General features: G+C 67.9%; 22 protein-coding genes, 1 tRNA gene and 1 riboswitch. Of the genes, 14 read left to right on the forward strand and 9 right to left on the reverse strand.

Annotated features, from left to right (window positions below; translation table 11 throughout):
* Positions 1-14 precede the first annotated feature (14 nt).
* Positions 15-1,652, reverse strand: a complete 1,638-nt coding sequence (locus tag BMW26_RS12100) for a solute symporter family protein (protein WP_072591595.1) — start codon at positions 1,650-1,652, stop codon at positions 15-17.
* Entirely contained in the window at positions 1,649-1,996 is a 348-nt protein-coding gene (locus BMW26_RS12105; RefSeq protein WP_053097216.1) for a DUF485 domain-containing protein, read from the reverse strand. Before BMW26_RS12105 ends, BMW26_RS12100 begins: the two co-directional genes overlap by 4 nt.
* A gap of 110 nt (positions 1,997-2,106) precedes the next feature.
* Between BMW26_RS12105 and BMW26_RS12110 the strand changes: the two genes are divergently transcribed.
* From BMW26_RS12110 to BMW26_RS12120, 3 genes are all read left to right on the forward strand, one after another.
* Positions 2,107-2,964 carry a LuxR C-terminal-related transcriptional regulator gene (locus BMW26_RS12110; protein ID WP_053097217.1) on the forward strand — a complete coding sequence of 286 codons (858 nt, stop codon included), beginning with the start codon at positions 2,107-2,109 and terminating at the stop codon, positions 2,962-2,964.
* Between the two features lie 66 nt (positions 2,965-3,030).
* A riboswitch (guanidine-III (ykkC-III) riboswitch) is annotated at positions 3,031-3,098 on the forward strand.
* A 10-nt stretch (positions 3,099-3,108) separates the two neighbouring features.
* On the forward strand, positions 3,109-3,435 hold the full coding sequence (locus tag BMW26_RS12115; RefSeq protein WP_053097219.1) for a DMT family transporter: 327 nt from the start codon (positions 3,109-3,111) through the stop codon (positions 3,433-3,435).
* A gap of 37 nt (positions 3,436-3,472) precedes the next feature.
* A complete protein-coding gene (locus tag BMW26_RS12120; protein ID WP_053097221.1) occupies positions 3,473-3,817 on the forward strand; it encodes a histone-like nucleoid-structuring protein Lsr2 in 345 nt (114 codons plus the stop codon).
* 1 nt (position 3,818) lies between these two features.
* Here BMW26_RS12120 and BMW26_RS12125 read toward each other — a convergent pair whose 3' ends face one another.
* Positions 3,819-4,463, reverse strand: a complete 645-nt coding sequence (locus tag BMW26_RS12125) for a MarR family winged helix-turn-helix transcriptional regulator (RefSeq protein WP_082297860.1) — start codon at positions 4,461-4,463, stop codon at positions 3,819-3,821.
* Positions 4,464-4,539: 76 nt separating this feature from the next.
* Here BMW26_RS12125 and idi point away from each other — a divergent pair, with 76 nt between their 5' ends.
* From idi to BMW26_RS12165, 8 genes are read left to right on the forward strand one after another with little or no spacing between them, the layout of a single operon-like run.
* On the forward strand, positions 4,540-5,061 hold the full coding sequence (gene idi / locus BMW26_RS12130) for an isopentenyl-diphosphate Delta-isomerase (protein ID WP_056279923.1): 522 nt from the start codon (positions 4,540-4,542) through the stop codon (positions 5,059-5,061).
* 2 nt (positions 5,062-5,063) lie between these two features.
* Positions 5,064-6,155, forward strand: a complete 1,092-nt coding sequence (locus BMW26_RS12135) for a polyprenyl synthetase family protein (RefSeq protein WP_157557435.1) — start codon at positions 5,064-5,066, stop codon at positions 6,153-6,155.
* The gene (locus tag BMW26_RS12140) at positions 6,152-7,051 is read left to right on the forward strand and encodes a phytoene/squalene synthase family protein (protein ID WP_072591596.1); all 900 of its coding nucleotides are present in this window, start codon (positions 6,152-6,154) and stop codon (positions 7,049-7,051) included. The genes BMW26_RS12135 and BMW26_RS12140 overlap by 4 nt, the downstream gene beginning before the upstream one ends.
* Positions 7,048-8,649, forward strand: coding sequence for a phytoene desaturase family protein (gene crtI, locus BMW26_RS12145; RefSeq protein WP_072591597.1), 1,602 nt, complete (start codon positions 7,048-7,050; stop codon positions 8,647-8,649). The genes BMW26_RS12140 and crtI overlap by 4 nt, the downstream gene beginning before the upstream one ends.
* Positions 8,649-8,990, forward strand: a complete 342-nt coding sequence (locus tag BMW26_RS12150; protein WP_072591598.1) for a lycopene cyclase domain-containing protein — start codon at positions 8,649-8,651, stop codon at positions 8,988-8,990. The genes crtI and BMW26_RS12150 overlap by 1 nt, the downstream gene beginning before the upstream one ends.
* On the forward strand, positions 8,987-9,331 hold the full coding sequence (locus tag BMW26_RS12155) for a lycopene cyclase domain-containing protein (RefSeq protein ID WP_053097231.1): 345 nt from the start codon (positions 8,987-8,989) through the stop codon (positions 9,329-9,331). Before BMW26_RS12150 ends, BMW26_RS12155 begins: the two co-directional genes overlap by 4 nt.
* Positions 9,328-10,215 (forward strand): prenyltransferase, encoded by an 888-nt coding sequence (locus BMW26_RS12160; protein ID WP_056279918.1) that lies wholly within the window; start codon positions 9,328-9,330, stop codon positions 10,213-10,215. Before BMW26_RS12155 ends, BMW26_RS12160 begins: the two co-directional genes overlap by 4 nt.
* A gap of 37 nt (positions 10,216-10,252) precedes the next feature.
* On the forward strand, positions 10,253-12,439 hold the full coding sequence (locus BMW26_RS12165; RefSeq protein ID WP_072591599.1) for an MMPL family transporter: 2,187 nt from the start codon (positions 10,253-10,255) through the stop codon (positions 12,437-12,439).
* A 4-nt stretch (positions 12,440-12,443) separates the two neighbouring features.
* On the opposite strand, the gene BMW26_RS12170 is transcribed toward BMW26_RS12165, so the two are convergent.
* The 4 genes from BMW26_RS12170 to BMW26_RS12185 all read right to left on the reverse strand — a co-directional run bounded on the left by BMW26_RS12170 (position 12,444) and on the right by BMW26_RS12185 (position 15,171).
* Positions 12,444-12,517 (reverse strand) — tRNA-Arg (locus BMW26_RS12170).
* 41 nt (positions 12,518-12,558) lie between these two features.
* On the reverse strand, positions 12,559-13,056 hold the full coding sequence (locus BMW26_RS12175; protein WP_053099198.1) for an HNH endonuclease: 498 nt from the start codon (positions 13,054-13,056) through the stop codon (positions 12,559-12,561).
* 329 nt (positions 13,057-13,385) lie between these two features.
* A complete protein-coding gene (locus BMW26_RS12180; RefSeq protein ID WP_082297861.1) occupies positions 13,386-14,204 on the reverse strand; it encodes a M23 family metallopeptidase in 819 nt (272 codons plus the stop codon).
* Positions 14,205-14,469: 265 nt separating this feature from the next.
* Positions 14,470-15,171: a metal-dependent transcriptional regulator gene (locus tag BMW26_RS12185; RefSeq protein WP_053097237.1), complete on the reverse strand. Its 702-nt coding sequence runs from the start codon at positions 15,169-15,171 to the stop codon at positions 14,470-14,472.
* 99 nt (positions 15,172-15,270) lie between these two features.
* Here BMW26_RS12185 and serC point away from each other — a divergent pair, with 99 nt between their 5' ends.
* A complete protein-coding gene (gene serC / locus BMW26_RS12190; protein WP_072591600.1) occupies positions 15,271-16,383 on the forward strand; it encodes a phosphoserine transaminase in 1,113 nt (370 codons plus the stop codon).
* Between the two features lie 69 nt (positions 16,384-16,452).
* Here the strand turns inward: serC and BMW26_RS12195 are convergent, their stop codons facing one another.
* Together BMW26_RS12195 and BMW26_RS12200 are read right to left on the reverse strand one after the other, a co-directional pair.
* On the reverse strand, positions 16,453-17,163 hold the full coding sequence (locus BMW26_RS12195; protein WP_072591601.1) for a DUF3027 domain-containing protein: 711 nt from the start codon (positions 17,161-17,163) through the stop codon (positions 16,453-16,455).
* A complete protein-coding gene (locus BMW26_RS12200; protein WP_053097241.1) occupies positions 17,147-17,527 on the reverse strand; it encodes a cold-shock protein in 381 nt (126 codons plus the stop codon). Before BMW26_RS12200 ends, BMW26_RS12195 begins: the two co-directional genes overlap by 17 nt.
* Positions 17,528-17,667: 140 nt before the next feature.
* Between BMW26_RS12200 and BMW26_RS12205 the strand changes: the two genes are divergently transcribed.
* The gene (locus tag BMW26_RS12205) at positions 17,668-17,943 is read left to right on the forward strand and encodes a multidrug ABC transporter ATPase (RefSeq protein WP_072591602.1); all 276 of its coding nucleotides are present in this window, start codon (positions 17,668-17,670) and stop codon (positions 17,941-17,943) included.
* Between the two features lie 10 nt (positions 17,944-17,953).
* Entirely contained in the window at positions 17,954-19,663 is a 1,710-nt protein-coding gene (locus BMW26_RS12210; protein WP_072591603.1) for a helicase-associated domain-containing protein, read from the forward strand.
* Positions 19,664-19,665 lie beyond the last annotated feature (2 nt).

Raw genomic sequence — 19,665 nt, forward strand, 5'->3', positions numbered from 1 at the left:
GCGTCATCGGCCGCTCAGTGGTCGACGGCCTTCTCGGCCCCGAAACCGGTGAGCGAGCGCACTTCCATCTCGGCCGCCAGGAGCGGCGACTCCTTGGTCCGGCTCGTGACCGTCCCGAGCCAGCCGAGGAAGAAGCCGAGCGGGATCGACACGATTCCCGGATTGTTCATCGGCCACAGCACGATGTCGATCCCGGGGATCATCGAGGTCGGCGACCCGGAGAACACCGGCGACAGGATGATCAGGATGATCGCCGCGGCGAGGCCGCCGTACATGCTCCAGACCGCACCGCGGGTGTTGAACCGTCGCCAGAACAGCGAGTAGAGGATCGTCGGCAGATTCGCCGAGGCGGCGACCGCGAAGGCGAGCGCCACCAGGAAGGCGATGTTCTGCCCCTGCGCACCGATGCCGCCCGCGATCGCGAAGATGCCGATCACGACCACCGTTCGGCGTGCGACGCGCACCTCGCCGTTGGGATCCGGCTCGACGGGGTTTCCGGCCGAGTCCTTCTTCCCCTTCTGGATCACGTTCGCATAGATGTCGTGCGCGAACGAGGCTGCTGCCGTGATCGTGAGTCCGGCCACCACCGCGAGGATGGTCGCGAAGGCGACGGCCGAGATGAACCCGAGGAGGACCGGCCCGCCGAGATACAGGGCGAGCAGCGGCGCCGCCGAGTTCGGCCCGCCGGGTGCCGCCGCGATCACGTCCGCGCCGACGAGCGCGCCTGCTCCGTAGCCGAGCACCAGTGTCAGCAGGTAGAAGCCGCCGATCAGCCAGATCGCCCACACCACCGAACGACGAGCCTCCTTGGCAGTGGGGACCGTGTAGAAGCGCATCAGCACGTGCGGGAGCCCCGCTGTTCCGAGCACGAGAGCCATGCCGAGAGAGACGAAGTCCCAGGGGTTCGCTCCGTACTGCAGTCCCGGCGCGAGGATCGCGTCGCCCTTGTCGGAATTCGCCACAGCCGCCTCGAGCAGCGTGTTGAGGCTGAATCCGTTGATCGCCAGCACCCAGATCGTCATCGCGATCGCACCGCCGATGAGCAGGAACGCCTTGACGATCTGCACCCAGGTCGTGCCCTTCATGCCGCCGATGAGGACGTAGACGATCATCAGCACGCCGACGACGGCGATCACGATCGACTGACCGAGTCGGCCGTCGATTCCGAGCAGCAGGGAGACCAGCCCGCCGGCTCCCGCCATCTGGGCGAGCAGGTAGAAGAAGCACACTGCGAGCGTGGTGATCGCGGCCGCCATGCGCACTGGCCGCTGCTTCAGTCGGAACGACAGGACGTCGGCCATCGTGAACTTGCCGGTGTTGCGCATCAGCTCGGCGACGAGAAGCAGTGCGACGAGCCAGGCGACGAGGAATCCGATCGAATACAGGAATCCGTCGTAGCCGTTGATCGCGATCGCACCGCAGATTCCGAGGAAGGATGCCGCAGACAGATAGTCGCCGGCGATCGCGAAACCGTTCTGCGGCCCCGTGAACGAGCGGCCCGCGGCGTAGTAGTCCGCCGCCGTCTTGTTGTTCCGGCTCGCACGGATGACGATGAACAGTGTCACCGCCACGAAGGCGACGAAGATCGAGATGTTGAGAACAGGATTGCTCTCCACCGCGATCTCCCCCGCGGCGGCGTGAATGCGGTTCATGCGTCAGCCTGCGCCTTCTCGAGCTCTTCGCGGATCTCGGTCGCTATCGGATCGAGTCTCCGGTTCGCGAATGCGACGTACCCCATCGTGATCGCGAAGGTGGTGACGAATTGTCCCAACCCCATGAGCAGCCCGACGGTGATATCTCCCCACACTCTCTGAGACATGAATTCGGTCGCGAAGGCGGCGAGCAGGACGTAGACGAAATACCAGATGAGGAAGAATGCCGCGAGCGGGAAGATGAATGAGCGCTGCGTCTTCTTCAGCTCGCGGAATCGTGGTGATTCCTCGACAGCGATGTAGTCGATCGCTCCCGGCGAATCTGCCGTCGGATGGTCGGTCATGGGGCCTCCTTGCCTCATGTTCTGCGGCTCGCCCCGCATTGCCAGGCGAATGATAGGGTCGACGCTACGAAACGGGGACACAGCGCCGTCACCCCCGAAAGTAGGTAGTCGTGAGCACATCGACCGAGATGGAATCAGAGACCGAGCTCGTCGCCAGAGCAGTGCGCGAGCTCGCGCAGCGCACCCGGTTCCCGGTCGCCTTCGGCGGCCTGATCGACGAGGGCGTGGTCAGCGTCACCAGCATCGTCGGAAACCGCACGCACAGCCTCGACGGGTTGCGCGTCAGACCCGAACGCGGTCTCGGCGGACGGGCGATGATGGAGCTGCGCCCTCGCATGACGAGCGACTACGGGTCATCGCAGCAGATCACGCACGACTACGACGTGTTCGTGCTCGGCGAGGGCCTCAGGACTCTACTGGCCCTGCCGATCGTCGTGAGCGGCCGTCCCCGAGGAGTCCTGTACGCGGGGGCCTGGGACCGGACACCCGTCGGCGGCGTGACCACGGCGCCGGCGATGCAGGTCGCACAGTCCGTCGCAGAGGAGCTCCGAGTTCGCGACGAGGTGGAACGTCGCCTTCGCTCGGTCACGCCGTCGTCCGCATCCGTCCCCCCGCGCCATCGCGAAGAGCTGCGGGAGAGCTTCGCCGAGCTTCGCAGCATCGCGGCATCCGTCGATGATGCGGATCTTCGGGCGCGCATCGCACAGGTGGAGCAGCGCCTCGTGATGCTCGCGGACGACGCGGTCTCCACCGGCACCGGGCCGATCCCGACGGTTCATCTCTCCCGCCGCGAGACCGATGTGCTCGCCTGCGCCGCCCTCGGCGCGACGAATGCGGAGATCGGCGGGCAGCTCGGCCTTCGCGAGGGCACCGTCAAGGCGTATCTCGGCACGGCGATGTCCAAGCTCGACGCCTCGACCCGCCATGCCGCCGTGGCCAAGGCGCGGCGGGCCGGACTGCTCCCCTGAGTCACGCGCGGCGCTCCGCGGCACAGCGCTGCACAGGCCCTGCCCAGCGCTCAGGGCTATCGTGGATACTGGTCGGTGAACCCCGGCCCCGGACGAGGCAGACCAGTACCCGGTGAGCGAAAAGACTGGTCCGAAAGGACCGTCATGTCGTGGATCGTGCTTATCGTCTCCGGAGTCCTCGAAGCTGTATGGGCGACTGCGCTCGGCAAATCCGAGGGATTCACCAAGCTGTGGCCGAGCATCATATTCGCGGGCGGTCTGATCCTCTCGATGCTCGGGCTCGCATTCGCCATGCGTGATATCGCCACCGGCACCGCCTATGCGGTGTGGGTCGGCATCGGCGCGACTCTGACAGTGGTGTGGGCGATGATCACCGGCGACAGCGACATCTCCTGGCCGCGGATTCTGCTGCTCCTCGGCCTCGTCGGGTGCATCGTCGGCCTGAAATTGATCGACCCTGGTCACGAATAGCACTGCGGGCTCGGATATTCGGCAGTACTGTATTCCCATGGCAAGAAGAATTGTGCACCAGCTGGTTGACGACATCGACGGAAGCATCCTGGAAGTGGGCGAAGGCGAAACGGTCCATTTCTCGCTGAATGGCACTTCTTACGAGATCGATCTGAATTCCGCGCACGCAGAAGAACTGCGCGCGGCATTGGAACCGTATATCTCGGCTGGACGACGGGCCGGCTCGGCGGCCTCGTCTCGGTCAGCAGCACCCCGGAAGCGCGCGGGTCGCAATCCCGAGGTCGCGGCGATCCGCGCCTGGGCGAACGACAACGGCTACACGCTCTCAGAGCGGGGCCGCATTCCCGCCCCGGTCGTCGAGGCGTACAACGCCGCGCACTGACTCAGTCTGAGGTCGCGACTCCGGGTTGAGCCCACGGCTCATCCCGGAGCGTGATCTCCTGGGCCATGTCGGACAGGAACCGGATGACGACGTCACGCTCGTCCGGAGTGAGTCGCGCCGCCGAGTAGAAGCGCTTGGCCTGCTGACGACCCACCGTCTCCATGGCCGCCTGCCGCGTCTCCGGCGTGATGGTGATCGCGAGAGCGCGCCGGTCGGTCGGATGCGGCGCCCGCCGGATATGTCCGCCCTTCTCGAGGCGGTCGAGCAGCTTCGTCGTCGACGCCGTCGATATGCCGAGGTGCGTCGCGATCCCCCCGGGAGTGGCCGTGGCCCCGCGGTTCGCGCACACGATCAGGTAATGCAGTGCGCGCATGTCCGTGTCGTTCAGGCGCATGTAGCGCCGTGAGGCGAGTGACAGCTTCTGCTCCGCGTCGCGGAGCTCACCGAGGGCGCCCATGACGAGCGCGATCTGGCGCAGGTCCTCGGGGTCGACACCTGATCGATCGATCAGAGTGCTCCGCGGATCCGCCGACTCGACGTCGTAGATCGCCGCGTGCGCGAGGCCATCCGGAGAGATCGGGTCCTTGCGAGACAGCACATCGGACGCACCGCTTCCGCGGGGGGTGGCGTCCGGTCCGTCGTGCATGCCATCATGCTACACACGATTGTTTCGTGTTATGTTGATTATTAGCTAAGCTAGCGAAAATCGAGGAGGTTCCCCGTTGGATGAGGTCACCCTCCTCTCTGCAGACGGAGTCGCGATAGGCGTGTTCGCGAAAGACGCGGTACACACCACCGATACTCCTCTTCACCTGGCCTTCTCCTGCCATGTCTTCGACCGGCAGGGGCGTCTTCTCGTCACGCGGCGAGCGCTGACGAAGCGCACCTGGCCCGGCGTCTGGACCAACAGCTTCTGCGGTCACCCCCGCCCGGGTGAGGACATGACACAGGCAGTGCATCGACGCGCGCAGGACGAGCTCGGACTCCGTCTCACCGACATCTCCCTGGTGCTGCCTGACTACCGCTATCGCGCGGTCGACGCGAGCGGGATCGTCGAGAACGAGATCTGCCCCGTGCACGTCGCCATCGCAGACGGCCCCCTCTCCCCCGATCCCGACGAGGTCGCCGAGTGGGCCTGGGTCGATCCGGCCGAGTTCGCCGACGCCGTCATCGGCGCCCCCTTCGCGTACAGCCCCTGGCTCGTGGAGCAGCTGCCCCGGCTGCGCGACCTCGGGGTGGTGTGATCATGACCGCGACCGTGACGCAGACCGCGCCGCGAGAGGACATGAGCACCCGTGTCGAAGAGGTGCTCCGACAGCGCTTCGCCATTCATTGCGAGAACGCCGAGGTGTACGGAGCCGAGTTCGCCGCCCTCTGGCGCGCGACCGCCGACCACGCTCTCGGCGGCAAGCTCGTGCGCCCGCGGCTGCTGCTCGACATCCACCGCGCGCTCGTCCCGACCGCAGGCGAGGACGCGATGATCGGGGCCGTCGACATAGCGACCCATATCGAGCTCCTTCACTATGCCTTCCTCCTTCACGACGACGTCATCGACGGAGACCTGACCCGCCGCAAGCGACCCAACCTGATCGGGCAGCTCGCCGCCGGCACACCCGTCGCCTCCGAGCAGGACGCGCTGCACTGGGCCAGGTCCAGCGCGATCCTGATGGGCGATCTGATGCTCTCGGCCGCGATCATGGGCTTCGCCCGGGCGGATGTGCCGGCGCACACACGAGGACGCCTCCTCGACCTGGTCGAGCAGACGATCCTCGAGACGGTGGCCGGCGAGCACACCGACGTCGCATTGAGCCACGGGATCATCGCCTCCGACGTCGACACCGTCCTGTCGATGAGCGTCTACAAGACGGCCACCTATTCGTTCTCGCTCCCGCTGCGCGCCGCGGCGCTCCTCGCCGACTCCTCCACCTCAGCCGAGGAGACGCTGCAGGCCGTCGGCCGCCACCTGGGTCTCGCCTACCAGCTTCAGGACGACCTGCTCTGCATCTTCGGCGACCACCGGACGCACGGCAAGGACCCCTTCTCCGACCTGAGAGAGGGCAAGGAGACGGCCATCATCGCCTTCGCGCGGTCGACGAGCGCCTGGCACGACATCGAACCGCGGTTCGGTTCGGCGGACCTCAGCCTGCAGGACGCCACCTCGATGCGCGATCTGCTGCGCGAGTGCGGAGCGGAGCGATTCGTGATCGGCCTCATCGGCGATCAGCTCGACGCGGTCTACGCCCTGCTGTCCGAGGCGGAGCTCGCCGGCGAGATCAGCTCGGATGCCGCACGGTCGATCCTCGTCTCCACCTCCCGCCTCGAAGGGCGTCACGCATGACCCCGAACCCTCACGACGCATCGGGTGCGAGTCTGGGGCGGTTCAACCGCGCCGCCGACACCGCATCCACCGAGGTCATCCGCACATATTCGACATCCTTCGGACTCGCGACGCGCCTGCTCGGCGAGAGACACCGTCAGCACGTGCGCAACATCTACGCGATGGTGCGCATCGCGGACGAGATCGTCGACGGAGTCGCCGCCCAGGCGGGGCTCGACGAGTCGGCGCAGAGCGGAGCGCTCGCGTCGTACGTCTCGGAGACGCACCGGGCGATGAGCGTCGGATACAGCACGGACCTCGTCCTGCACGCCTTCGCGCGAACGGCGAGGGAGTGCGGGATCGGCGAAGATCTCACGCAGCCGTTCTTCGACTCGATGGCCGCCGACATCGCCGCGGACTTCACGTCCTACGACGCGGCGGCTCATGAGCGCTACGTCTACGGCTCTGCCGAGGTGGTCGGCTTGATGTGCCTGCGCGTCTTCCTGCGGGACGAGCGGCGCACCGACAGCGAACTCGAGACCCTGACGCACGGAGCACGGCAGCTCGGTGCGGCATTTCAGAACGTGAACTTCCTGCGCGACCTCGCGGATGACACGGATCGCCTGCAGCGCGGTTACCTCGGCGACGGCGGTCGCCTCACCGACGGCGATCGGGACGAGTGGGTGCGCACGATCACGGCGCAGCTCGATGATGCGGCGCGCTCGATCCCGCTGCTGCCCAAGGACTCTCGCGCCGCGGTCCGCAGCGCACTCGCGCTGTTCGCCGCTCTCACGCGCCGGGTCGCGAAGACTCCGGCCTCGAGTCTCTACGAGCAGCGGGTGCGCGTACCCGATCCGGTGAAGGCGATGCTGGCCGCGCGCTCGGTGCTCGTGACCGCGATGGAGCGGAGCCGATGAGCCGGGTAGCGGTCATCGGCGCAGGCGTCGCCGGTCTCGCCGTCGCCGGGCTGCTCGCCCGTGACGGCCACGATGTGACCGTCTATGAGAAGAACGGCCGTGTCGGTGGTCGTGCAGGCACCATCGAGCGCGACGGCTTCCGCTTCGACTCCGGGCCCTCGTGGTACCTCATGCCCGAGGTGTTCGATCACTTCTTCGAGATGATGGGCACCTCGACCCAGGAGCAGCTCGATCTGACCCTCCTCGATCCCGGGTATCGCGTATTCCGGGCGCCGCTCGCGGACGGGCGCACGGCGCCGTCCGTCACGGTTCCCACCGGTCGTGGCGCGGTCTCGCGCCTCTTCGAGTCACGCGAGCCCGGCGCCGCACAGGCCCTGGATGCCTACCTCGACTCGGCGCACGACGCCCGTGTGATGGCCGAGCGCTATTTCCTCTACAACCCGTTCACGAGGCTGCGCACGCTGATGACACCGGAGGTGCTGCGCGCACTCCCCCGTCTCTTCAGTCTGCTGGGCACACGCCTGCAGTCATTCGCCGCGCGGCGTTTCCGTGACCCGGTCATCCGGCAGCTGCTCGGGTACCCCGCCGTGTTCCTCGGCACGGACCCCCGCACCGCACCGGCGATGTACCACCTCATGAGCGCTCTCGACCTCGATGAGGGCGTCAGCTACCCCCAGGGCGGATTCTGGCGCGTCGTCGAGCGCATCGCGGAGCTCGCGGAGGCGGCCGGAGCCGAGATCGTGCTGGATGCCGATGTCACGGCGATCAGCACCGGCGTCCGGTCGGGTGCTCCGACCGTCACGGGCATCGAGTGGCGCGACGCCGACGGAATCGCGCACCGGGCCGAAGCGGACATCGTGGTGTCCGGCGCCGATCTTCACCACACCGAGACGGCGCTGCTGCCGCCGCACCTGCGCACCTACCCCGATTCCTGGTGGCAGCAGCGCACGAGCGGTCCCGGCGCCGTGCTGGTGATGCTCGGCATCCGTGGTTCCGTGCCCGAGCTGCCGCATCATTCCCTGTTCTTCACGGAGGACTGGGATGCGAACTTCGACGCGATCTTCGGCGACGACCCCGAGATCCCCTCACCCGCATCGATCTATGTCTGCCGCCCGAGCGCGACCGACCGCACCGTGGCCCCCGAGGGCCACGAGAACCTCTTCGTGCTCGTGCCGATCCCCGCCGACACGGCGTTGGGAGCGGGCGGCTCCGACGGTGCAGGCTCCGCGGCGATCGAGCAGGCCGCGGATGCGGCGATCGACCAGATCGCGAGCTGGGCCGGCATCCACGACCTGCGTGAGCGCATCGTGGTACGCGAGACCAAGGGCCCCGCGGACTTCCTCGAGGACTACAACTCGTGGCGCGGCGGGATGCTGGGGCCGGCGCACATCCTGTCCCAGAGCGCGATGTTCCGTGCTCAGAACGAGTCGCGCCAGGTGTCGGGCCTGTACTACGCGGGTGCCACGACCGCGCCGGGCGTGGGGGTGCCGATGTGCCTCATCAGCGCGGAGATCGTTCTCAAGCGCATCCGCGGCGACCATTCCAGCGGCCCTCTCGATGTTGCGACCCCGGCAGGGTCCACCCGCGGGGAATCCTGATGGGCTTCCTGTATCTCGCGCTCCTGCTCATCACGCTCGGCTGCATGCTGCTGCTCGACCGGCGGTTCCGGCTCTTCTTCTGGAGCGACGCGGTGACCGCGGCGATCGTCACGGCGATCGGACTCGCCTTCTTCCTCGCGTGGGACGTCGCCGGCATCGTCGGAGGGATCTTCTTCCGGGGCGAGGCCGCCGTCGCGACGGGGATCGTCCTCGCCCCCGAGCTCCCCATCGAAGAGCCTGTCTTCCTGCTCTTCCTCGTCGTCTGCACCATGGTCGTCTACACCGGGGCTGTGCGGATCCTCACCCGACTGCGCCGACGCCCGGCGGAGGTCGCATCGTGACCTACATCGAGCTCTCCGCATGGTTCGTCGGCGTCGCCGTCGTGGCGGCCGCCGTTCTCTCCGTGGTCGCTGGTCGGAACAGAGCCCATCTCGGCGCGATCGCCGCGACCGTCGTCGTGCTCTTCCTCCTCACCGCCGTCTTCGACACCGTCATGATCGCCACCGGACTGTTCCACTACTCCCCCGATCACCTCCTCGGGGTGCACATCGGTCTCGCACCGCTCGAGGACTTCGCCTATCCGCTCGCAGGGGCCGTGCTGCTGCCGACCCTGTGGGCAGCGCTGCGCGCACGTCGACGCGCGCGCGCCGGCCTCCGAGGCGCCGAGGAGGATCCCTCGTGAGCTCCTCGACCCGCGGATCCACCGGTCGCGACGCCCGGCAGATCGTCCTCTCCTCCCGCCCCATCAGCTGGATCAACACGGCATTCCCCTTCGCGGCCGCCTACCTCCTCAGCACGCGCGAGATCGACCTGACGCTGATCATCGGCACCCTCTACTTCCTCGTGCCGTACAACCTGGCCATGTACGGCATCAACGACGTGTTCGATTACGCGTCCGACCTCGCCAACCCGCGCAAGGGCGGGATCGAGGGCGCGCTTCTCGCCCCCCGCATACACCGCGCGACCCTGTGGGCGGCGGTGGTGACGAACGTCCCGTTCCTGGTCTACCTCGTGGCGGTCGGGAATCCCGCATCCTGGCTCTGGCTCGCGATCAGCGTGTTCGCGGTGATCGCCTACTCCGCACCCGGGCTCCGGTTCAAAGAGCGGCCGTTCCTGGATTCGACGACCTCGAGCCTGCACTTCGTCACTCCGGCGATCGTGGGGCTGACCCTTGCCGAGGGCGCCGTCACCTCGACAGCGGTCATCGTGCTGCTCGCGTTCTTCCTGTGGGGCATGGCCGCGCACGCCTTCGGAGCGGTGCAGGACATCGCACCCGACCGCGAAGGGGGCATCGGCTCGATCGCGACCGTGATCGGAGCACGGGCGACCGTACGGCTGTCGATCGCGCTGTGGGCACTCGCCGGCATCGCCATGCTGTTCACGTCCTGGCCGGCGCCCTTGGGCGCCGCCCTCGCGCTGCCGTACATCGTCAACGCCGCACCCTGGTGGAACGTCACCGACGACACATCGGCGGGGACCAACCGCGCGTGGCGGCGCTTCATCTTCCTCAACTACTTCGCCGGGTTCCTCGCGACGATGATCCTCATCCTCGCCTGGGTCTCCTGACGCACCCCGATCCCCTGCACCTTCCGAGAGGAATCTGATGTCCACCCCTGAGCACGCGCCCACCCCGCCGACCCGAGAGCGCACGCGTCGGCACTCCTGGGCGCGCGTCTTCATCCCCGTCGCCCTCATCCTCATCTGGCTGGTGGGCGCAGGGCTCGGCGGCCCGCTGTTCGGCAAGGTCGACGAGGTCTCATCGAACGATCAGACGAGCTACCTGCCTGAGTCGGCCGATGCGACGCAGGTGCAGAAGCTCCTCGGCGAGTTCAACGACAGCGATGCCATTCCGGCGATCGCGGTGTTCGTCGCCGATGACGAGCTGTCGGAGTCAGACCTCCAGACCATCTCGGATGCGGTGGCCGACGCGCCCTCCGTCGAGGGCGTGAGCGAAGACGTCTCTCCCGCTCTGACGTCGGACGACGGCAAGGCCGTCCAGGCGTTCATCCCGATCGAGGGCGACGCGGAACTCGCCGACGCGATCGATGCACTCGGCACTCAGCTGCGGGATGCCGCGCCTGACGGCGTCACCGTCTACATCACGGGTCCCGCAGGATTCAGCGCCGACCTCGTCGCCGGGTTCGCCGGCATCGACGGCCTCCTCCTGGGGGTGGCCCTGCTCGCGGTGCTCGTCATCCTCGTGCTGGTCTACCGCTCGTTCCTGCTGCCGATCGTCGTGCTCTCGACGAGCCTCTTCGCACTCTGCGTCGCGCTCCTCGTGGTCTGGTGGCTGGCGAAGTTCGAGGTGCTGCTGCTCAGCGGCCAGACCCAGGGCATCCTCTTCATCCTGGTCATCGGAGCGGCCACCGACTACGCGCTGCTCTTCGTGGCGCGGTTCCGCGAAGAGCTGCGCGTCACCCGGGACAAGGGGGCCGCCGTGCTGGCGGCCTGGAAGGGCTCCTTCGAGCCGATCGTGGCCTCCGGCGGGACTGTCATCGCCGGACTGCTCTGTCTGCTGCTCAGCGACCTCAAGTCGAACAGCACCCTCGGTCCGGTGGCCGCCATCGGCATCGTGTTCGCGATGCTCGCCGCGCTCACACTGCTGCCGGCTCTCCTGCTGCTGTTCGGCCGCGCGGTGTTCTGGCCCCGTCGCCCGAAGTTCGAGCCCGAGGTCGTCGCTGACGAGCACGGCATGCGCAAGACGGGCCTGTGGGCACGGCTCGCGAACCTCATCACCCGCCGCCCTCGCGTCATCTGGATCGTGACGACCCTGGTGCTGCTCGCCGGCGCTTCGGGCGTCCTGCAGCTGAACGCCGTCGGCGTGCCCCAGTCCGATCTCGTGCTCGGCGCGTCCGAGGCGCGCGACGGTCAGGTGGCTCTGGGCGAGCACTTCCCCGGCGGCTCCGGCAGTCCCGTGTACGTGGTCGTCGCGGAGGACGAGCTGCAGGATGCCGCCGACGTGCTGCTGTCCGACGATGGAATCGACGGGGTCTCTGTCACGGCCGCTGACTCGCCGAGCGGTTCGGCGCCGGTCACGGAAGACGGCCTGGTCGCCGTCGGCCCTCCCGGGACCCCGGTGCCCGAGCCCACCGTCGTCGACGGAGACGTTCTTCTTCAGGGCACTCTGACCGACGCGGCCGACTCTGACGCGGCTGCCGCGACGGTGCGGGACCTGCGCACCCAGCTGGACGAGCTCGATGCTCTGGTCGGCGGAGTGACGGCGACCGCGATCGACACGAACGACGCCTCGATCCATGACCGCAACCTGATCATCCCGGTCGTCCTGGTCGTGATCATGCTGATCCTGATGCTGCTGCTGCGGTCGATCCTCGCGCCGGTGCTGCTCATCATCACCACGGTCCTGTCGTTCGGCACGGCGATGGGCGTCTCGGCACTGGTCTTCAACGGAGTGTTCGACTTCCCGGGTGCCGATCCTGCGGTTCCGCTCTACGGATTCGTGTTCCTCGTGGCACTCGGCATCGACTACAACATCTTCCTGATGACGAGGGTGCGCGAGGAGTCGCTCGAGCACGGCACACGCGAAGGCGTGCTTCGCGGACTCTCGATCACCGGCGGCGTGATCACGTCTGCGGGTCTCGTGCTCGCAGCGACCTTCGCCGCCCTGTCGGTGATCCCGATCCTGTTCCTCGCGCAGCTCGCGTTCATCGTCGCGTTCGGAGTGCTGCTCGACACCTTCGTGGTGCGCTCGCTGCTCGTGCCGGCACTCGCCTACGACCTGGGTCGAGTGATCTGGTGGCCGTCGAAGCTGTGGCGCAACGGCCGTGACTGAGATGTGCCCTCGACTGGATTCGAACCAGCGACCTGCCCTTTAGGAGAGGGCTGCTCTATCCTGCTGAGCTACGGGGGCGAGGATTCCATTCTAGAGGAAGCCCCGCCCCCGCCTTCCGTTCACGCGGCGAGGGCCAGGTACGGCTCCCATCGCGGGTCGCTCCGCTCCGTGCCGCGGACCGTCCACGCCGTCCCGTGCGGAGGACGAGGCGCGAACCTCAGTTCCCAGCGCATCTCCTGCGGCGTGCGGTCGCTCTTGGTGTTGTTGCAGCGCAGGCAGCACGCGACGAGGTTCTCCCACGAATCAGCCCCTCCGCGCGAACGCGGCATCACGTGGTCGATGGTCGAGGCGGCCTTGCCGCAGTAGCCGCAGCGGTGGTTGTCACGGCGGAGGACCCCCCGCCGTGTGACCGGGACGCGTCTGCTGATCGGAATGCGCACATACCGCGAGAGGACGATGACGGCAGGACGGTCGTAGACGCCGTGACTGCCCCAGACGGGGTCGTCCTCGACACGTTCGATGACCGTCGCCTTGTCGTTCATGACCAGGACCAGGGCTCTCTTGAACGACACGATCGCGAGCGGTTCGTATCCTGCGTTCAGTACAAGTGTGCGCATCGTCATCCTCTCGATCCGCCGGGACGGCTTCCCGGCACTCTCGACTCACACGAAGCCGCACAGGACGGAAGCGTTCGCGGGGATGAAAAAAGGCGCTGTCTACAGACAGCGCCTCATGCGCACGGCAAGACCGTGGCGTCCCTGCGGACGATGCAGAAGGACGTGACGACCGAGGGCATCCATGGTTCGGATGTTCGGTATTCGCTCCATCAGCTTCTCCCGACTATGCGACAACGGGTTCAGGCTAACCCATCAGCAGCACAGGAGGGTCAAACTGCGGGTGAACGCACGAAGGCGTGTCCGCGAGGGAAAGATGAAGGTGCGAGCGATCAGCCCGCGTTGGCGCCGAGCCAGGCGATCGGCTCCATGAGGCCGCCGTTGACCCAGACCTCGAAGTGCAGGTGGTTGGCTGTCGAGCGTCCGGTGCTGCCGACGAAGCCGATGAGCTGTCCGGCGGCGACGGTCTGCCCCGCCTGGACCTGACGCGAACCGTAGATCATGTGACCATAGGTCGTCTGCACGCGCTGACCGCCCACGACGCTGTCGAGCATGACGGCGACGCCGTATCCGCCGATGCTCTCGGCAGAGGCACGGACGACGCCCGCAGCCGCAGCGTAGATCGGGGTGCCGGCCGGGGCGAGCATGTCGGCGCCCTGGTGAGCGCCGCCGACGGTGCGGCTGACGTTGTAGGAACCCTGAGGAAGCGGGTACCGGACCTCGCCGGAACCGGGCGACACCAGCGCGTAGCGACCGATGTCGAAGCTGGTGTTCGACGCAGAGGCGACGGAGGCTGCAGCAGCGGCCGCGCGGGCCTTCGCGGCCTCTTCGGCCTTCTTCTTCTCGATCTCGTCCGGAGTCGTGGCGCTGAAGGTACCGCGACTCAGCGGAGCGGCGGTCGCGTCGGACGCGACGACCAGAGACTGGGCGTCGACAGCAGCGAGCTGCTGGACGGTCGCCGCGGTCTCTGCCGGCTTCGATGCGGCGTAGGCGGGAAGAGCGACAGCAGCGACGAGAGCACCGACGGCCCCGAAGATGGCGATCGAACGCAAGGGCTTAACGACCTTGCGAGCGTCGACGCGGCTGCGAGAGCTGCGGGCGACTGCTCGATCTTCAGTTGTCTTCTCGGGCGATTCGATGTCTTTGGCCAAAACTTAGTCCTCCTGCGCCTGCACGCTCGGGAAGCGCTGGCTCGTCGGCACTCTGCTCTCGTGGCACGTATGTAGCTCGGGTACGTTGTGCGGTCTGACCGGGAGGTCGACGAGCCTGGAAGGCGAATCCTCTCGGGTGTCGTCAGCGGGCTTCTTCGACGACTCGTCCGAGGTTACCGGAAGATAACGATCCTGTCACCCTGCGAACCTGGCAATCCTCGGAGAGGCGGAATCACGCGGATGTCGGGCCCTTCAGCCTCGAAGTTCAGGCGGGCTCGCCGACCAGGAAGATGTGCGAGGCGAGTTCGACGGGGAGCTCCAGACCGTCTTCCTTGCCCTCCATCTGGATGAGCACGTAGCCCTCGTTGAAGCGATAGTCGCCCTTCGCACCGGGAACCACGCCTGCGTCTCGCAGCTGCTCGAGCAGCTCCGGGTCGACCTGAGCGGGCTCGGCGAGACGGCGCACGGTGCCATCGATCGGAGCGCCGGCGGCGTTCAGCTTCTGCACGAGCCCGATGACGCCCTCGTCGAACGTGCGCGCAGGCGCGTCGCCGAGCTGGTCGAGGCCCGGGATCGGGTTGCCGTACGGGGACTCGGTGGGGTGGCCGAGCAGCTCGACGAGACGACGCTCGACCTGCTCGCTCATCACGTGCTCCCAGCGGCACGCCTCTTCGTGGACGAACGCCCAGTCGAGGCCGATCACGTCGGAGAGAAGGCGCTCGGCGAGGCGGTGCTTGCGCATGACGTTGACCGCCTTGCGGCGGCCGGCGTCGGTGAGTTCGAGGGTGCGGTCTTCGGAGACGACGACGAGGCCGTCGCGCTCCATGCGCCCGACCGTCTGCGAGACCGTCGGACCCGAGTGGCCGAGCCGCTCGGAGATACGCGCACGCAGCGGCACGATGTTCTCCTCCTCGAGTTCGAGGATGGTGCGGAGGTACATCTCCGTGGTGTCGATCAAGTCCGTCATGTGGCCCTCCGGGTCTTCTTAGGCAAGCCTACATTCCCGCGCGGACATCAGGGCGTCATGCGGTGAAGGCACCGGGGGCCCACGCCGTAGAATCAACGCATGGCGATCGAGATTCCCCGTGACCTCCTGCCCGCTGACGGCCGCTTCGGCTGCGGTCCCTCGAAGGTGCGCACCGAGCAGCTCGATGCGCTGCTCGCCGCAGGTCCGACGTTGCTCGGCACCTCGCACCGACAGGCACCCGTCAAGAACCTGGTGGGCAGCGTCCGCGAGCAGCTCGCAGCACTCTTCCGCCTTCCCGAGGGATACGAGATCATCGTCGGCAACGGCGGCTCGACGGCGTTCTGGGACGCCGCCGCCTTCGGCCTGATCGAGCGCCGCAGCCAGAATCTGGTGTTCGGGGAGTTCGGCGGCAAGTTCGCCGCCGCCGCTGCCGCACCGTGGCTCGAGGCGCCGGATGTGCGCAAGTCCGAGCCGGGCTCGCGCACCGCCGCAGAGATCGTCGACGGCATCGACGTCTACGCCTGGCCGCACAACGAGACGTCGACCGGCGTCTCGGCACCCATTGAACGCGTGGTCGCCGACGGCGCTCTGACCGTCATCGACGCGACCAGCGCGGCCGGTGGCATCGACTTCGACGCCTCTCAGGCGGACGTCTACTACTTCGCGCCGCAGAAGAACCTCGGCTCCGACGGGGGCCTGTGGTTCGCCGCGGTGTCGCCCGCCGCCGTCGACCGCATCGAGCGCATCGCCGCTTCGGGTCGGTACATCCCGGAGTTCCTCAGCTTGAAGAACGCCGTCGACAACTCGCGACTCAACCAGACGCTGAACACTCCCGCGCTGACGACGCTGCACCTGCTCGACAGCCAGCTCAGCTGGATCCTGTCGAACGGCGGCCTCGCCTGGGCCGGCGCCCGCACGGCGGAGTCGTCCGGCATCCTCTACGACTGGGCGGCGGCTTCCACGGTGGCGACCCCGTTCGTCACGGACGCGGCGCACCGGTCACCGGTCGTCGTGACCATCGACTTCGACGACAGCATCGATGCGGCGGCGGTCGCCAAGACCCTGCGCGCCAACGGCATCGTCGACACCGAGCCGTACCGCAAGCTCGGTCGCAACCAGCTGCGCGTCGCGACCTTCGTCTCGATCGAACCGGACGACATCCGACAGCTCACCCGCTCTCTCGACTACGTCCTCGGGCAGCAGGGCGCCTGACACCCACCGACGAAGACGAAAGGGGCCGCGTGCGAACGCGGCCCCTTTTCTCATTCGTCCCGTGGACGGTCATTCCTCGTCGTCGGAGTCCTCGTCGTCGTCGGAGTCGTAATCGTCGTCGTCATCCTCGTCGTCGGAGTCGTCATCCTCGTCGGAGACGTCGTCCTCGTCGTCATCCGACTCGTCCTCGTCGTCGTCGTCCGCGTCGTCGTCGTCCGCGGCGGCGGAGTCGTCGAGCTCGTCGATGTCGACTCCGTCGAGGTCACCGGCGTGCAGCTCTCGCGGCTCCGCGGCCAGTTCGTCCTCATCGATGTCGTCATCGTCGTCGTCGTCGTCGAGTTCATCGTCGTCATCGTCGTCGAGGTCATCGCCGTCGAGATCGTCATCGGAGTCGTCGTCCTCGACCGATGCGGCATCCTCGTCGTCCGCGGCGGCCGCGGCCGCCTGCTCCGCGAGCTCCACCTGGTGGGCGCGGTACTCGGCGAGGCGTTCGGCCCACGGCACCCATTCGGGTGCGAGCAGGGCGCCGTCGCCCGGCAGCAGCTCGAGTTCGAGCACCGTCGGCTCCTCGTCATCGACGCGAGCGACCGTGACGGTCCAGAACCAGCCGGGGTATCCGGGGAGTCGGTTCTCGAAGCGCAGCGAGACCGAGCCGTCCTCCTCGGGGAGATAGTCGGCTGCGGGTCCGACGGTCGACGCCGGAGTGATCTCGTGCAGGGCGGCGAGCGCGAGATCGTGAGCGTCGATCAGACGCTGGTCCGCCTCAGGCTTCGAGGTCATCGGCTACCTTGCGCAGAACTGCCGCGATCTTGCGGCCTTGTGCAGACGAGGGGTAGCGGCCGCGACGCAGGTCGCCGCCCATTCCGTCGAGGAGCTTCACGAGATCCTCGACGATGATCGCCATGTCGTCCGCGGGCTTGCGCTTCGCCTTCGCGAGGCTCGGCGGCGCTTCGAGCACCCGGACGGACAGCGCCTGCAGGCCGCGCTTGCCGTCGGCGACACCGAACTCCACGCGTGCACCCGCCTTCACAGCGGCGCCGGCCGGCAGAGCGGAGGCGTGCAGGAAGACGTCCTGGCCGTCATCGGCGGCGATGAAGCCGAAACCCTTGTCTTCGTCGTAGAACCTGACCTTGCCGGTGGGCATGGAAGAAACCTCGCTGAGTCGGTGTGGAGCTGGATGGGACGCACGTGTGCGGCCACCCCCCAGCCTACCGGTCGCCGGGCACGGAATCCGTAGGTCACGATGCGGAACCGTGCCACCCCGCAACGACTAGGCTGAGACGGATGAGCACCAAGAGTCCCGAACCTGAGGTTCCCGTTCGCCGCATCGATCGCATTCTGGCGTTCACGGCACTCGGACTCGCTGCGGCGTCCATCATCTGCTTCTTCGCGATCATCATCGGCACAGCGGTCGGCATGCAGCAGAAGGACTTCGGTTCAGGCGCATGGCCGTTCATCGCCGCGATCCCCTACTGGGGGCTCCCCGCCGCCTTCGTCATGATCATCGTGCTCCTCGCCATGAGCTTCATCCGCAAGGGGCGCGCGGCATCGCGGCCCTGAGGTATCCGGCATGAGCACGCACGCCCGACCGCTGGCCGAATGGCTGTCCGCGGCGAGCGACGAGCAGCTCAGCACCCTCTTCACGGCACGGCGCGTGCGCCCGGACGTCAACTGGCAGGACTTCTTCGACGTCGCCGAAGCGCTTCTCGATTCCGCGTCGCTCGCTCGGGTCCTCCCCACCCTGACGCGCGACGAGGCCGCAGCCCTTCTCGCGTTCGCAGCGAGTCCCGCGTCGGAACACTCCGCGCAGCGCGAGACCCTCGAAAGCCTCGCGCTGCTGCGCCCGGACGGGGCGCCCTTCCCGCCGGTGGTCACCGCCGTCGCAGATCGGGCGGAGCCGAGCGCGCCCAGCGACACCGTGCCGGAGCCCACGACCGACACCGAGACGGCCCACGCTGCCGAGCGCGCCTTCACCACCGTCTCGGCCCTGGCCGATCTGCTCCTACTCGCCCGCGAGAAGCCCTTCACCCTGCTGGCCGGCGGCAACGTCAGCGCCGGCGAGAAGCGACAGCTCGGCGAGTCGGGCGTCGTGGCCGAATCGATCGACGCGCTGATCGCCATCGCCGTCGACTCGCGCCTCGTCGCACCGGACGCGCGCAGACTGCGCACGACGCCACAGACCGAGGAATGGCTGCGATCGTCCGTGGCCGATCGGTGGAGCACCCTGGTCGAAGGCTTCCGCGACGCTCTCCCCCGCGGTCTGCGCACCACGGAGGGCGGGTGGATCCCCCCGAGCGACTGGGCCGACGCTCACCCCTGGGACCCTGCCTGGGCAGAGCAGAGCACGGCTCTGCTGGAGCGCGCCCGTCTGCTCGGGCTCATCGCCGACGAGGGCCGTGAGCCCGCATGGGCGGCGGCGATCCGGCGCGGCGCGAGCGTCGACGCCACTCCCCTCACGGCACTCCTCCCGAGCGAGGTCGATCGCATCTTCCTCCAGAACGATCTGAGCGCGATCTCCCCTGGCCCGCTGGCCCCCGGTCTGGACGTGCGGCTGCGCACGATCGCCGCGCGCGAGTCCGCCGCTCAGGCCTCCACCTATCGGTTCACTCCCGAATCGATCGCCCACGCACTCGTCGCCGGCGAGACGGAGCAGTCGATCCTCGAGTTCCTCGAGTCGCTCTCGCTCACCGGCATCCCCCAGCCGCTCCGGTATCTCGTCACCCAGACAGCCCAACGGCACGGCCTGGTGCGGGTGTCGACAGACGCCGAGACCGGGCGAACGCGCATCGAGAGCAGCGACCAGCATCTGATCGAGGCCATGTCCGTCGACCAGGGGCTGCGGCCGCTCGCCCTCACGAAGCACGTCGCCTCGCTCACGACCCGCGTCGGGCGCGACACCGTGTACTGGGCGCTCACGGATGCCCGCTACCCGGCGACGCTCGTCGACGAAGACGGACACGCGGTGGCCGGCGAACGGAACCCGGTCTCCGAGGCGACGCCCGACCCGGCGCCGGACTACTCGGGCCTCATCGCCGCGCTGCGCTCGCGCCAGGGTCCCGACGCCGACGCGGCCTGGCTCGACCGCGAGCTCGAGGCCGCCGTGCGCGCGAAGGCCGTGCTGCGGGTCAGCGTGGGCATGCCGGACGGATCGACCAGGGAGCTGATCCTCGAGGCGACCGGGCTGGGCGGAGGCCGGCTGCGCGGGCGCGACCGGGCAGCCGACGTCGAGCGCACGCTTCCGGTGTCGAGCATCCGCGCCGCCACCGTGATCGCACAGTAAAC

The organism is Microbacterium sp. 1.5R (genome assembly GCF_001889265.1).
GTDB lineage: Bacteria > Actinomycetota > Actinomycetes > Actinomycetales > Microbacteriaceae > Microbacterium.

Bases quoted from the DNA above. Each gene is read 5' to 3' on its own strand.
- BMW26_RS12100 (WP_072591595.1), bottom strand. From the start codon at position 1,652: ATGAACCGCATTCACGCCGCCGCGGGGGAGATCGCGGTGGAGAGCAAT.
- BMW26_RS12105 (WP_053097216.1), bottom strand. From the start codon at position 1,996: ATGACCGACCATCCGACGGCAGATTCGCCGGGAGCGATCGACTACATC.
- BMW26_RS12115 (WP_053097219.1), top strand. From the start codon at position 3,109: ATGTCGTGGATCGTGCTTATCGTCTCCGGAGTCCTCGAAGCTGTATGG.
- BMW26_RS12120 (WP_053097221.1), top strand. From the start codon at position 3,473: ATGGCAAGAAGAATTGTGCACCAGCTGGTTGACGACATCGACGGAAGC.
- BMW26_RS12125 (WP_082297860.1), bottom strand. From the start codon at position 4,463: ATGCACGACGGACCGGACGCCACCCCCCGCGGAAGCGGTGCGTCCGAT.
- BMW26_RS12135 (WP_157557435.1), top strand. From the start codon at position 5,064: ATGACCGCGACCGTGACGCAGACCGCGCCGCGAGAGGACATGAGCACC.
- BMW26_RS12140 (WP_072591596.1), top strand. From the start codon at position 6,152: ATGACCCCGAACCCTCACGACGCATCGGGTGCGAGTCTGGGGCGGTTC.
- crtI (WP_072591597.1), top strand. From the start codon at position 7,048: ATGAGCCGGGTAGCGGTCATCGGCGCAGGCGTCGCCGGTCTCGCCGTC.
- BMW26_RS12150 (WP_072591598.1), top strand. From the start codon at position 8,649: ATGGGCTTCCTGTATCTCGCGCTCCTGCTCATCACGCTCGGCTGCATG.
- BMW26_RS12165 (WP_072591599.1), top strand. From the start codon at position 10,253: ATGTCCACCCCTGAGCACGCGCCCACCCCGCCGACCCGAGAGCGCACG.
- BMW26_RS12175 (WP_053099198.1), bottom strand. From the start codon at position 13,056: ATGCGCACACTTGTACTGAACGCAGGATACGAACCGCTCGCGATCGTG.
- BMW26_RS12185 (WP_053097237.1), bottom strand. From the start codon at position 15,171: ATGACGGACTTGATCGACACCACGGAGATGTACCTCCGCACCATCCTC.
- serC (WP_072591600.1), top strand. From the start codon at position 15,271: ATGGCGATCGAGATTCCCCGTGACCTCCTGCCCGCTGACGGCCGCTTC.
- BMW26_RS12195 (WP_072591601.1), bottom strand. From the start codon at position 17,163: ATGACCTCGAAGCCTGAGGCGGACCAGCGTCTGATCGACGCTCACGAT.
- BMW26_RS12200 (WP_053097241.1), bottom strand. From the start codon at position 17,527: ATGCCCACCGGCAAGGTCAGGTTCTACGACGAAGACAAGGGTTTCGGC.
- BMW26_RS12205 (WP_072591602.1), top strand. From the start codon at position 17,668: ATGAGCACCAAGAGTCCCGAACCTGAGGTTCCCGTTCGCCGCATCGAT.
- BMW26_RS12210 (WP_072591603.1), top strand. From the start codon at position 17,954: ATGAGCACGCACGCCCGACCGCTGGCCGAATGGCTGTCCGCGGCGAGC.